The organism is Clostridia bacterium (assembly GCA_028698525.1).
Classification (GTDB): Bacteria; Bacillota; Clostridia; order JAQVDB01; family JAQVDB01; genus JAQVDB01.
Window position 1 is genome coordinate 14,530 of the sequence record JAQVDB010000001.1, and the last position, 13,477, is coordinate 28,006.

Annotated in this window: 15 protein-coding genes; all 15 read right to left on the minus strand. The window is 35.7% G+C overall.

Annotation, left to right across the window (positions count from 1 at the left end; translation table 11 throughout):
• Positions 1-13: 13 nt before the first annotated feature.
• The 15 genes from PHP06_00100 to murA all read right to left on the minus strand — a co-directional run bounded on the left by PHP06_00100 (position 14) and on the right by murA (position 13,416).
• Positions 14-1,771, minus strand: coding sequence for an ATP-binding protein (locus PHP06_00100; GenBank protein MDD3838960.1), 1,758 nt, complete (start codon positions 1,769-1,771; stop codon positions 14-16).
• Positions 1,768-2,481 (minus strand): response regulator transcription factor, encoded by a 714-nt coding sequence (locus tag PHP06_00105; GenBank protein MDD3838961.1) that lies wholly within the window; start codon positions 2,479-2,481, stop codon positions 1,768-1,770. Before PHP06_00105 ends, PHP06_00100 begins: the two co-directional genes overlap by 4 nt.
• A 17-nt stretch (positions 2,482-2,498) precedes the next feature.
• Positions 2,499-3,314 (minus strand): peptidoglycan editing factor PgeF, encoded by an 816-nt coding sequence (gene pgeF / locus PHP06_00110; protein ID MDD3838962.1) that lies wholly within the window; start codon positions 3,312-3,314, stop codon positions 2,499-2,501.
• 4 nt (positions 3,315-3,318) lie between these two features.
• Complete coding sequence (gene nrdR / locus PHP06_00115; GenBank protein MDD3838963.1) at positions 3,319-3,783, minus strand: transcriptional regulator NrdR; 465 nt, start codon at positions 3,781-3,783, stop codon at positions 3,319-3,321.
• Between the two features lie 139 nt (positions 3,784-3,922).
• Complete coding sequence (locus PHP06_00120) at positions 3,923-4,207, minus strand: YlmC/YmxH family sporulation protein (protein MDD3838964.1); 285 nt, start codon at positions 4,205-4,207, stop codon at positions 3,923-3,925.
• Positions 4,208-4,326: 119 nt separating this feature from the next.
• Positions 4,327-5,100: an RNA polymerase sporulation sigma factor SigG gene (gene sigG / locus PHP06_00125; protein ID MDD3838965.1), complete on the minus strand. Its 774-nt coding sequence runs from the start codon at positions 5,098-5,100 to the stop codon at positions 4,327-4,329.
• 100 nt (positions 5,101-5,200) lie between these two features.
• Positions 5,201-5,920 carry an RNA polymerase sporulation sigma factor SigE gene (sigE, locus tag PHP06_00130; protein ID MDD3838966.1) on the minus strand — a complete coding sequence of 240 codons (720 nt, stop codon included), beginning with the start codon at positions 5,918-5,920 and terminating at the stop codon, positions 5,201-5,203.
• Positions 5,921-5,940: 20 nt separating this feature from the next.
• Entirely contained in the window at positions 5,941-6,837 is an 897-nt protein-coding gene (gene spoIIGA / locus PHP06_00135) for a sigma-E processing peptidase SpoIIGA (protein ID MDD3838967.1), read from the minus strand.
• 127 nt (positions 6,838-6,964) lie between these two features.
• The gene (gene ftsZ / locus PHP06_00140) at positions 6,965-8,026 is read right to left on the minus strand and encodes a cell division protein FtsZ (protein ID MDD3838968.1); all 1,062 of its coding nucleotides are present in this window, start codon (positions 8,024-8,026) and stop codon (positions 6,965-6,967) included.
• Between the two features lie 29 nt (positions 8,027-8,055).
• Positions 8,056-9,309 (minus strand): cell division protein FtsA, encoded by a 1,254-nt coding sequence (gene ftsA / locus PHP06_00145; protein MDD3838969.1) that lies wholly within the window; start codon positions 9,307-9,309, stop codon positions 8,056-8,058.
• A gap of 167 nt (positions 9,310-9,476) precedes the next feature.
• Positions 9,477-9,815 carry a small basic family protein gene (locus PHP06_00150; GenBank protein MDD3838970.1) on the minus strand — a complete coding sequence of 113 codons (339 nt, stop codon included), beginning with the start codon at positions 9,813-9,815 and terminating at the stop codon, positions 9,477-9,479.
• 1 nt (position 9,816) lies between these two features.
• The gene (locus PHP06_00155) at positions 9,817-10,569 is read right to left on the minus strand and encodes a DUF881 domain-containing protein (GenBank protein ID MDD3838971.1); all 753 of its coding nucleotides are present in this window, start codon (positions 10,567-10,569) and stop codon (positions 9,817-9,819) included.
• Complete coding sequence (locus tag PHP06_00160) at positions 10,566-11,303, minus strand: DUF881 domain-containing protein (GenBank protein MDD3838972.1); 738 nt, start codon at positions 11,301-11,303, stop codon at positions 10,566-10,568. Before PHP06_00160 ends, PHP06_00155 begins: the two co-directional genes overlap by 4 nt.
• 10 nt (positions 11,304-11,313) lie before the next feature.
• On the minus strand, positions 11,314-12,084 hold the full coding sequence (locus tag PHP06_00165; GenBank protein MDD3838973.1) for an FtsQ-type POTRA domain-containing protein: 771 nt from the start codon (positions 12,082-12,084) through the stop codon (positions 11,314-11,316).
• A 75-nt stretch (positions 12,085-12,159) separates the two neighbouring features.
• Positions 12,160-13,416 carry a UDP-N-acetylglucosamine 1-carboxyvinyltransferase gene (gene murA / locus PHP06_00170; protein MDD3838974.1) on the minus strand — a complete coding sequence of 419 codons (1,257 nt, stop codon included), beginning with the start codon at positions 13,414-13,416 and terminating at the stop codon, positions 12,160-12,162.
• Positions 13,417-13,477 lie beyond the last annotated feature (61 nt).

Sequence of the window (13,477 nt, forward strand, 5' to 3'; positions counted from 1 at the left end):
GGGTTTGGTATTTTTAAACCAAACCCTCCGGCATATTAACAATAAAAGAAGTCCCTTTTCCTTTTTTGCTTTCAACTACAATGTTGCCGTTCAATGAAGCCACAATATGCTTTACAATCGCCAAACCCAACCCGGTCCCGCCAAGATTTCTGGATCTGCCTTTGTCTACTCTATAAAATCTTTCAAACAATCTAGGTATATGCTCTTGGTCTATACCTATTCCATTATCTTCAACCTTGATAGTAACAAATCCATCTTTTTTATGAGCACTAATAAACACACTGCCGCCCTCCGGGGTATATTTTATTGCATTGTCAGCTAAATTCAAAAATAACTGCTTTATCCTATCCTTGCTGGAGCAAATTGATACCCCTTCATCAAAACTATATTTAAGGGCTATCTTCTTATTGCCAGCCTGCTCTTTTAACACATCCACCACATCTTTTATAACATGTCCCACATCTACTTTCTTCCCGCTCTCCACTACTCTGCTGCGTTCAATTTCAGACAATGCTAATATATCAGATATAAGCCTAGTCAATCTTTCAACTTCAATATCTATTATATTTAAAAACTTCATGCTCACATCTTTGTCTTCTATAGCACCATTTTTAAGAGTCTCCACAAATCCTTTTATAGAGGTAAGTGGAGTCTTAATCTCATGAGACACATTAGCTACAAAATCTTTTCGCATCTGCTCCAATTTTTTCAATTCAGTGATATCTTGTATCAGCACCACAGCTCCTGTTACTTCCCCTTCTAATCCATTCCTCTGTATAGGTGCTACACTCACCTTTAATTGTTTAAACTCCCCTTTACTCCAACTCATTTCTACAGCATTAACTTCTCCGTTTACCAACGTCTGATCTATCATGCTATCTATTAAATCACTTCTGACTACCTGTATAAACTGTTTGCCTACTATTTCCTCTCTTATACTGAATAACGCTTTCAGTGCACCATTTGCAAGCAATATATTCTTTGAATTGTCTACAGCTAATACTCCATTTACCATACTGGACAATATTGATTCTAATTTTATATTTTCCCGATTCAACTGATCCATAGTAACTTTTAACCTGTCAGCCATCTGGTTAAAGCTGTCAGATAATTCTCCTATTTCATCATTTGTTTTTACTTGAATCTTATTTTCAAAGTTTCCTCGGGCTATAACTCTAGATGCATCGCTTAACCGGCGAATAGGTTCGGTGATGCTCTTGGAAAACAAAGAGGCTTGTATCAAGGATACTAATAAACTTGCAATAATGGCCAACACTATAGACCATATGATGCTACCGCTAGTATGATTTATTTCCTTAAGTGACATGGCTAGCCTTATCGCAGTTTTTATATTATTATGTGTTCTAACAGGCAAAGCTACATACATCATATCAGTCTTTAATGAACTGCTATACCTTATGCTTTCGCCTGCTTTCCCATTTAGTGCATTGTTTACTTCAGGTCTATCAGCGTGATTGTCCATATCAGCTGCATTCCGAGATGAATCAGCTAATACAGTTCCATCATGATAAACTATAGTGACCCTAGCTCCTGTCAATTCCGAATATCTATCTGCTATTGCCTGTATATCGATTACATGTCCATCTGACTTTTCTGACAACTCATATTGTATCAGTTTAGCATTGGTCAATAATCTTTGCTTTATATTCTCTCTAAATACAACCTGATTTATATAGATGCTATAACTACCTACTATAGCCACTGCAAAAAGTATCAGTATGATGTACGTGATGAATATTTTACGCCTCACTGGCTATCATCCTTATAATCAAACTTGTAACCCACTCCCCTTACAGTATGAATATATTTAGGGTTGCCGTCACCATCCTCTATCTTTTTCCTCAAGTGCCTTATGTGCACATCCACAGTTCTAGTCTCTCCATAATAATCATAACCCCAAATTCGGTTTAAAAGCTGATCTCTCGTCAACACCTTGTTTTTATTCAATGCCAGGATTTTTAAAAGCTCAAATTCTTTTAAGGTCAATTGAACATTCTGCCCTTCTTTATAAACTTCATAATTGCTGACATCTATGCTTATGTTCCCAATTTTTATAATTTCAGGATTTTGGCATCTTTCATGGGCCCTAAACCGCCTCAATACCGCCTTTACCCTTGCAATCAACTCCCGCACACTAAAAGGTTTTGTTATATAGTCATCTGCGCCGATCTCCAGTCCAAGTATTTTATCTACTTCTTGGCTTTTAGCTGTCAGCATTATTATAGGAATAAGGGCAGTTTCCTTTTTGCTCTTTATCTGCTTGCATACTTCTATCCCGTCAATCCCAGGTAACATTATATCCAATATTATAAGGTCAGGCTTATCCCTTGATACATAAGATAGGGCCTGCTCTCCAGTTTCTATACAAAACACATCATAGCCTTCTTTCTCAAGGTTGAATTTCAATAACTCCAAAATATGTATCTCATCATCAACAGCTAATATAGTATTCTTTTGCATAGGTATCCTCCTCATGTCTAGATCAACTGCATGAAAGCTGCCAGGCTCCCTGTCTTACCTTTATCCCCTCTGTGAGAAAAAAATATGTCTTTATTGCACTTTGTACAAATTTTGGCGCCGATTATATTGGAAGGCAAAACACCTTTTTCAACAAACTGATTTGCATTTATCGTCCATAAATCTATATTACACTTCTGACTGCTTTTTCTATCAATCACATCCAAATCGCCAAATTCCCCTTTAAATAGACTGGCAATATGATTATCAACCTCAAAACAGCATTTACCTATTGAAGGCCCTATTCCCACCAAACAATCTTTAGGACGGGTTTGAAATAATTCCATCATTTTACCCAAGGTCTTCTGTCCTATTCTTTTGAGGGTGCCTTTCCACCCTGCATGGGCCAACCCTATGGCTTTCTGCTTTTGGTCCAATATAAACAAAGGAACACAATCTGCATAAAATGTAACAAGTGCTATGCCCTTTTTATCGGTTATCAATGCGTCTACCCCGCTGTAATCTTTAGGATTAAATATGCCTTTCCCTCTATCTTTTTCAGTCACATACTTTATATGGTCATCATGGATCTGATCGGATAGAACTAGGTCTTGAGTACAAATATCCATGGCTTCACATATCCTCTCAAAATTCTCTAATACGTTTTGTCTCGTGTCCTTCTTATTAAATCCTAAATTCAGTGAACTACATTCTCCATCGCTGATACCACCCAATCTGCTGGTAAAACAATGCTTCACCAATCCAGTCTCCTCGAATAGAGGTATCGTATAGTATACCAAGCCCTTATAATTATTTTCAGTGAAACCTTTTATCAAGCTCTTACCCTCCATTATTCTCTTTAATCAGTTTCTCCAGTTCTCCCATAAATGTATTTATATCTTTAAATTGTCTATAAACCGAGGCAAATCTCACGTATGCCACTTCATCTAAGTCCTTTAATCTCTGCATTACCAGTTCTCCTATTTGATTGCTAGTAATCTCCTTTTTCAGAGAATTGTACACTCTCTTCTCTATATCTTGAACAATATCTTCCATCTTATCCACTGGCACTGGCCTTTTTTCACAAGCTTTAAGCAGGCCGTTCATTATCTTTGAGCTATCAAAAGCCTCTCTTCTTCCATCTTTTTTTATTACCATTATAGGAATATTCTCTATCTTCTCGTATGTAGTAAACCGCTTTTCACAGGATTCGCATTCTCTCCTTCTGCGTATGGTGTCTCCATCATCTGTTGGCCTTGAATCTACCACCTTGCTTTCTCTGCAACCACAAAAGGGACACTTCATATCTTGTTTTCCTCCTTAATCAGATAATTCATTTGCATTACAAAAATCATAAAAAAATAATCATGCATTATTATTATAACATGATTACATTTCTTTTAATAAAATAATCTAGTATTTTAAACTGAGTATAGTCTATAAATCAAATAAATCCGTTCTTTTTAGAACTATCTTGCATATTATTTAAATATCTTTCATCTACTTCAACAAGAATCACATCTTCCCCTATTTGTTTAATATTTTCCCAAGGTATCACATAATCGTTATCCCTTCCGAACAATCCTTTAATTTTGTTTGGTCCAGGAACTACAATGGACTTGATCGTCCCTTTTGCAAGGTCAAACTCTATATCACTTATATATCCAAGTCTTCTGCCAGTTTTAATACTGATCACTTCTTTTTGGCGTATATCAGAGTTTTTTACCATTAAACATCACCCTATATATTTTATTTACTCTATGTATATGTTTTATAAACAGGGTTAATGACTAATCTCGATATAAAGAGAGGATGACAGACTTTTGTGCAGCCTGTCATCCTCTTATTTTATACATATTTTCTCATATGCTTTAATGCGGTTTTTTCTAATCTAGAGACCTGAGCCTGAGATATTCCTATTTCTTCGGCTACTTCCATCTGTGTCCTTCCCTCGAAAAATCTCAATGTGAGTATCAATTTCTCCCTGTCATTTAATTTTCTCATGGCCTCCCGTATAGCTATACCTTCCAACCAGTTCTCATCTTGATTCTTTTCGTCGCTTACCTGGTCCATGACATAGATTGCATCCCCACCATCATGATATATAGGCTCAAACAACGATATAGGGTCCTGTATAGCATCAAGAGCAAAAATTACTTCTTCCCTAGGGATCTTTAACTCTTCTGCAATCTTTGTAATGGTAGGCTCTTTAGATTCCTTATTTATCAATTGGTCACGGACCTGCAGAGCTTTATATGCAATATCCCTCAACGATCGGCTTACGCGAATGGAATTATTATCTCTTAAATATCTTCTGATTTCTCCTATTATCATCGGAACAGCATATGTGGAAAATTTAACATTTTGAGATAAATCAAAATTATCTATCGCTTTTATCAGTCCTATACAACCAACCTGGAACAAGTCATCCACATATTCTCCTCTATTGTTAAATCTCTGAATCACACTCAATACCAGCCTTAAATTTCCTCGGATAAACTCTTCTCTTGCACTCTTATCTCCGTTGTGCATTCTTTTAAACAATGCTTTCATTTCTTCATTTGTAAGAACAGGAAGTTTAGAAGTGTTTACCCCACAAATCTCTACTTTGTTTATCAGCATTATATCCCTCCGTCCCTTTACGCTATATCACCTTCATATTTCATTATGTCCAAAAAAGGGATTTTTATTCCTAGAATGCTGACAAGCAAAGTTTGTAAAATCAAATCATTCTGCTTATTTCTTTTTTTAGCCTCTTGATAATTCTCTTTTCAAGTCTGGAAATATAAGATTGAGATATTCCTAATATATCTGCCACTTCTTTTTGAGTTTTTTCCTTCTGTCCCCTGAGACCAAACCTTAATTCCATTATCTTTTTCTCTCTGTTGGTCAATTTTTGCATAGCTATCCCCAGAAGTTCCCTATCCACTTCATCTTCAATAAATTGATAAACTTGATCATTTTCTGTTCCTAGTATATCTGAAAGCAGAAGTTCATTGCCATCCCAGTCTATGTTTAACGGTTCATCAAAGGATATTTCAGATTTTATCTTGTAATTACGTCGTAAATACATCAATATTTCATTTTCAATACACCTTGATGCATATGTTGCAAGCTTTATCTTTTTGTTGGGATCAAAGGTATTTACAGCTTTTATAAGACCTATAGTACCTATAGAAATCAGGTCCTCTATCCCTATGCCAGTATTCTCGAACTTCCTTGCTATGTATACAACTAACCTCAAATTCCTTTCAATTAAAACTCGTTTTACTCCTTTGTCTCCTCCATCTAGTTTATTGATCAAGAATATTTCCTCGTCATTGCTCAAAGGAGGAGGAAGTGCCTCACTACCACTTATATAAAAAATCAGATTTATTTTTTTTATTAATTTTATCAACACATAATTATATAATAGCTTGGCTTTAACATAAAATTTTGTCAATATGCTCACCCCCCTAAATGCTAATCCAATATTTCAGGATGCAGTAAACCACTATAACTGTAATCACTGCTGAGTTTACCATTATAGATTGCAATAATAATATCTTTTATGTCCTTTTTTTTGTCTTTATACATCATTCTTACTTTGTCCGGTTTAAAACCAATCAACATAGCATTTTTACTGCCTAAAGAACTGAAAGGAATCATTCTAAACCTCCATACCCACTGAGAGTTAGCTATAATATCAGTAACTTTCTCCAAATCATCCTGATTGTTATCCTCGTAAATAAGTTGGATATCCTGAGGTATCAAATCCCTCATTTTTTCAAATTCAACTACTATAACGGGCAGATCGGATAAAGGATCGCTCAGAGAATTTCCTGTATCCAATAGCGCAACAAGGGCTACTTGTTTTTGATCGAAATATATAATAATATCCATCAAAAAATTGCCTTTTAAACGCTTTTTCTTTATGTGAATCCAAGAATATTTGACTATCAGCCATGCAAAGATAGATGAAACCATAAGCAGTTTAAAAGGAAAGCTATGTATATAGAATATCCCGTTTTTTAAAACTATACCCACATTAGTAAAATAAAATAGACCAAAGGCAGCTCCTCCAAATACAAATGTCATGAGGTAAAAAACGCCTAAAACTTTAAAATATTCACTTAAATTATGTGTGGAAAATGCTATTAAAACCATTAAAAGTGAAAGGATAAATTTAGTTGGGGCATTCATTAATAATTCAAAATTTGGATATAGAGCAAATATCGCATAAACTCCACCCAAAGCTGATGCAGCAATCAATCTTATGTCTGATGTTCTGATTTTCATAAGTTTTTTTACAGACCATAATATTATATAATTCATTATGATATTTTGGATGAAAAGCACGTCTAAATAAACTTTATGCACATAAAATAACCTTCTTCCGCTAACAGATTTTATAATATCAATTATACAATATGCCTATACAAAAAAATGTCAAACCTTGTTTCAGGTAACACAAAATAAAACGACAAAAGAAATTTCTTTTGTCGTTTTATCTGTTTCTATTCTTTCTTAAAAACGTTGGAATATCTAAGTCATCCAAATCGTTTATAGCTTTCTTGACTGCCCTGTCCACCCTTTCATTATCATGGGAAACAGTGTCCTGGTCGAAGCCGGTTGCAATAACAGTAATCCTTATTTCATCTTTTAGCTGTTCGTCAATCACAGCACCAAATATAATATTAGCATCATTATCAGCGGCTTCTGCAACAAGTTCAGCAGCCTCATTCACTTCAAATAAACCTAAATTATCACCACCAGTAATATTCAAAAGAACCCCTTTAGCACCTTGGATGGAAGTCTCCAGCAGCGGGCTCTGTATCGCTAGTTTTGCAGCATCCATAGCCCTATTTTCTCCACTTGCCTTACCAATCCCCATATGGGCAAGACCCGTCTCTTTCATTATAGTCTTAACATCTGCAAAATCCAGGTTAACCAATCCGGGAACTGCTATAAGGTCTGATATGCCTTGCACACCCTGTCTTAAAACATCATCTGCTATTTTGAAAGCATCTATTATAGAGGTTTTTTTCTCAGCAACTTGAAGCAACCTATCGTTTGGAATGGTTACCAGTGTATCTACTTTTTCTTTTAATTCAGTAATACCTTTTTCAGCATGAACCATTCTCTTTCTTCCCTCGAATGTAAAAGGTTTTGTTACAACACCCACAGTCAAAGCACCTATCTCTTTAGCAAGTTCAGCTACTATAGGAGCAGCCCCTGTCCCTGTTCCACCGCCCATCCCAGCAGTTATAAAAACCATATCTGCACCATCCAATGCCTGGTGTATTTCTTCTCTGCTTTCTTCAGCAGCCTTTTGCCCTATATCCGGATTTGCACCTGCTCCCAACCCTTTTGTTATCTTATCTCCAATCTGTATTTTCTGATTTGCCTTTGATAAAAACAATGCCTGTTTATCGGTATTTATTGCAATAAATTCTACTCCATGGAGCGCGGATTCTATCATACGATTTACTGCATTGCTTCCACCGCCACCCACACCTACTACCTTTATTTGCGCAAATTGTTCAACATCAACATCAAAGTCAATCACACTAAGACCTCCTTTTCATGAGCGTTTGTTTAATCAAAAAAATCACTAAAAAATTCCTTGAATTTTTCTTTTATAACAGCTATAAAGCCTTCTTTTTCTCTTTTTTTATCCTGTTTACCCATCCTTTCATCATTTGTTGTCCTCATTCTATTATATCGGTTAAAAGAATAAAAAACATTACCAACAGCACAAGAATATATAGGGCTAGAGATACCTATAATGTCTGGTGCCGCAACTCTGACAGGCATCCCCATCACCTGCATTCCAGTATCTCTAATGCCTTCTATAAAGGAAAGACCACCACCAGTCAACACTACGCCTGCAGATATCTTTTGTAAATAACCGGATTTATCTATCTCGTTATATACAAGGGCAAATATCTCTTGGATTCTAGCTTCTATTATTTCTATAAATAGCTCTATGCTGACCTTTATTTCCCTTTTTGTATCTATCTCAACTATATTTATACTCTGATCCTTTTCTTGAACAGCCAAAGTATTTGAATAAGCATATTTCATTTTAAAGCTTTCCGCATCCTTGTAAGGTATTTTAAGGCCTACAGATAGATCGTTGGTTATATGGTTGCCCCCTACAGGAAGCAAAGAAGAATATAGCATCCTGCCTTTATAGAATACAGATATATCGGTACAATCTCCCCCAACATCCACCAATACGGTACCTAGCTCCATTTCATCTTGAGTAAGCAATACACTGGCAGTAGCATACGGTGCAACTATTATCTCTTCTATACCAAAACCTGCATGCTCAACACTTTTAAGTAAATTCTGGATATATGTATTCTTGCTCAATACTATATCTGCTTCCATCTCCAGCCTTACACCGGACATACCGGTAGGATCTTTTATACCGTCATATCCATCCACTATGTACTGAACAGGCAGAACATCTATTATATCCACATCTGCAGGCAAAGAAATTAATTTGGTAGATTCTAATACCCTTTTAATGTCATCTTCCCCGATTTCTTTGTTCTCACCAGATACTGCTATGATACCTCTGTTTTTAGCGACATAAACATGGCCACCAGCAATGCTTACATACAAGGAATCTATTTCAACATTTGCCATCCTCTGGGCTTGGTTTGCTGCATCTACTATAGCGGCTGCAGTTTCGTCTATATCGACAACCACACCTTTTTTGACACCAGAACATGGGCTATTTCCAACACCTATTACCTGGAGGCTATTATCTTTATTCATTTCACCTATCAATACTACCACTTTTGAAGTGCCTATATCTAATCCGGCAATTAGTTTATCCATTACTAGACGTAGTCCCCCTTTAGCTATAAAGCATTTAATCATACATCATTTCCCAACCGCTTATCTGCTCGCTATTAATTGATTTTTAATAAACATACACTAATGTTGATATTAATAATAAAATTCTATATATATGTTGGATATCCTTTTTTATAAAACCAATATTATTATTTTTTTATTGAATCCAGGAAATGCCTGCGTATCTTTCCAAAATTTTGGAACAACCTACCCCCAAATACAAATACAGCAGCTAAATATATAGGCACTCCCAATCTATCTCCGATATAGGTAAGCCCTGCTGCAAGAAACGCATTTCCAAAAAATCCGGTTATAAAGACATCAGTCTTAAAATTTCGCTCAAGATTAGCTCTTATTCCACCAAAAACAGAGTCAAGAGCAGCAAGTATAGCTATAGAAATATAAGACGAATATATTGTAGGTATATCTATGGGAATATATAAGCCAATCAAAATACCTATAATAATTCCTATCAAGGGAAGCAACAAATCATTCACCCTCTTCCATTACTGGTTTTGCATATTTGAAATTAAAATCCCTATCAAATTTATCTATACGCATATTATCTACCCGTTTCAAGTTTATTTTAAGCCCATAAAATATAAATGCGTCATACAAACCACTTTCTTGTTTCAGCCTTTTTTCCATTCTTTCAACATCACCTATAGCTCTGATCACATATGGTGGAGCAAATCTATAGTTATTTACAATAATAATAGGCCCTCCACATCTTATTTTGGTATTATAAATCACCCTTTGGCCGTTTATAGAAACTGCCTCTGCACCTGCAGATTTAAGCTCATTTATAATATTTATAAGATCACTATCATGGACTATCAAATTGGAAGCATTTTCCCCAGGAAACAACTCTCTCTCTGCATCGCTCAATATCAACTCTATACCCGGTCCTTCAACATCTGCAAGGCCAGCAACTATTTTTGCTTGTTGTAATTCTTTATGGATAGCTTCTGTTCCTTTATTGACTTTAGATGCCTTAAGCTGTAAGTTATCTATTTGTGTTTGATAATCCTTTATTTGATTTAAATATTTCTCATTCTCTGCCTTAAGAGAATTTATTTCTCCTAAAATCTCTTGGGTTCTTTCTACAGTGATCATATCACTCCTGCTGGTAGTTATATTCATATCAGTTATATTTAGGGATATCAACATCCCCAAAATAACACAAATTATGGTGAGAAAGGCTGTTTTGCTCTTTTTAATATCGGTTTTATCATACATCATCCTTCATCCTCTGTAGCAGGCTGTACGTATTTGTATTCAATGTTTCCTGTATATTCTTCAATTATTAGATTGTCCACCTTTTTTATGGATATATCTATCCATGAGCTTAAAAAATCCACTACTCCGCCTTTCATGATCAATGCCTTTTCTAAATCCTGTGGACTCCCTATAGCCTTTATTTCAAAAGGCTTTGAATAAGATCTTGCATTTATATTTATATAAGCGCCTGCCTCCCTTATTTCGGTATTGGCTACCACTCTTTCTCCATTGACAGATATAGCCTCAGCACCTGCTGCATTCAGCTCATTCACCACTTTTAATATGTCTTCATGGGATATTATGTTAGGCATATATTCTATTTCTCCATCCTCCTCAAAGGATAATTTACTATCCTTATCATCCAATGCAACAATAATTCCTGGACCTTCTACCTTGACCAACCCCGCTAGCATCTTCGTCATCTTCAGGTCCTTGTGCAATACTTCAGCAGCTTTATCAGTATCGCTTAAAGCCATATTAAAATCTTCCATTTTTTCCTTGAAGTTTTCTACCTGCTCTTTCAATGCTCTATTTTCATCATTCATTTTTTGAAGTTGTTCAGATAATTGCTGTATTTTTTGTACCGAAACATTTCCCCCAACCATTTGCACACTTTTAAACTGAACAGCTAGCATTAACCCTAAAATAATACAAATAAACATTATTGAAATTTGCCCAAGCCTATCTTTTTTCATCTTATAACTCCTATTCATTTTTAGGTTTTAGCACTGCTTGTCCACAAACACTTATATCTAAAACATATTCAGAATTGTCTTTCCTTAAATTCATATCCTCAAGTGCCGACATAAGCATAGAAAATTTACAAAAAAGATCATTGTCATCACCAACCAGTACTTCAGTGCCATCAACTGTAAATATAACAATGTTTCTCATATCAGATACATTGACTTCAGATATATAACTGCTCACATCAGCCTTTTCAAGTGATGACATTATATCAGTCAAAAGCGCTATTTTTTCACGCTGCTCAAAATCAACTTTTTCACCTATTGTAAAGCTGGAAATATTGATCCCTGTCATTATAGGTATGTCTATATTCTCTACAAACTCCTCTATCTTCAGAACTCTAGCTTCATCATCTAAAAAAACGTATGAGCCTAGGTATGGTATTATACACTTTTCTTGTCTTTCTTTTATATTTATTATAAGCTTATCAGGCAGTTTCCTTTTTATACTTTGCACCGATATATAAGGGTTAGTTTCCAACCTTTCTTTTATAACTTTTTTGTTTACTTTTAAAATATTATCATTAAAACCAACACCTGATAGTTTAATAATTTCATTATATACTATTTTTTGATTACCTGATACGCTTATTTCTTTAATAGAAAAAAATCCGGTATTAAATGTGAGAACAAGTAAAATGAGCATTAAAATCACTATTATTGCTATTGAAAAAAAATGCCTTGCTCTTACATGTTTGGAATGCATGGTCTTTTTTCTAGTATTTTTCATGTTTATGTACCAACTCCAATTTCACTAAGTGTAAGGTTGGTGCTTTTATCCGGTATTTTAATCTCGATTCGTAACTTATCCAATCTTCGATATATCTGCACCCAATTCAATCAACTGTTCATCCAAATCCTGGTATCCCCTCTCTATATATTCTATATTCTGAACAATAGTTGTGCCTCTAGCTGCTAGACCTGCTAATACCATAGCAGCGCCTCCTCGCAGATCTCTAGCGCAAACCTTTGTTCCTTGGAGAGAATCAACCCCATTGATAATGGCAGTTCTGCCATCTATGGTTATATCCGCACCCATCCTAGCTAACTCTTGAACGTGCTTAAACCTGTTTTCAAAAACTGTCTCTGTCACCACACTTGTTCCATCGGCAATGCTTAAAAGAGATACCATTTGAGCCTGCATATCTGTAGGAAATCCTGGATAAGGCAATGTTAAGATCCTGTCAGTTGCTTTTACAGTCTCATTCCCCTGAACTACTATCCAGTCTTTGTAAACATCTATATTGCATCCACATTCCATCAGCTTTGCTATTACAGGCTGTATATGCTCATTTATCACATTTTTAACGGTAATCTTCCCCTTAGTTATAGCTGCCGCAACCATAATAGTTCCTGCAACTATCCTATCAGGAATTATGGTATGTTCTACAGGATGTAATTTTGTCACACCTGTCACAACAATAGTATTCGTGCCTGCTCCTTTTATATCTGCACCCATAGAATTAAGGAAGTTCTGTAAATCCATTATCTCGGGCTCTTTCGCAGCATTTCTTATTACGGTTTCCCCTTTTATCGCCACCGAAGCAAGCATTATATTCTCTGTAGCTCCCACACTAGGATAGTCAAGATGTATGTCACATCCACAAGGATTTTTTGCTTCTCCATACACAGTACCTTGCAGATCATCGATGGAATATCCCATCTTTCTTAGAGATTTTATATGCAAATCAATAGGCCTAGGCCCAATTTCACATCCCCCTGGATACCCGGTAATCTTTACCTTTCCGATTGTAGCCAACATGGGACCGAGCAAAACAATGGAAGATCTTATCTTTCTTACTAATTCATTGGGCAGTTCGTGTTCGCTTATGCCCGAAGAATCTATAATCAATACATCGTCATCCCATTTTACTTTTGCACCAATCCTCTTTATGATTTCTACCATATAGCAGACATCGGAAAGCCGTGGAACATTACGGATCACACTCTCTGACCTGTTCAGTATGGACCCTGCTATTATAGGTAATATAGAATTTTTTGAACCATATATGCTAGTTTCACCTTGCAGCCTGTTTCCACCCTCAATCATCAACTGTCCCATGCACATGTTCACCTCCAAGGATGCATAAATATTTTATTATATATTATACTATGCATCAGCA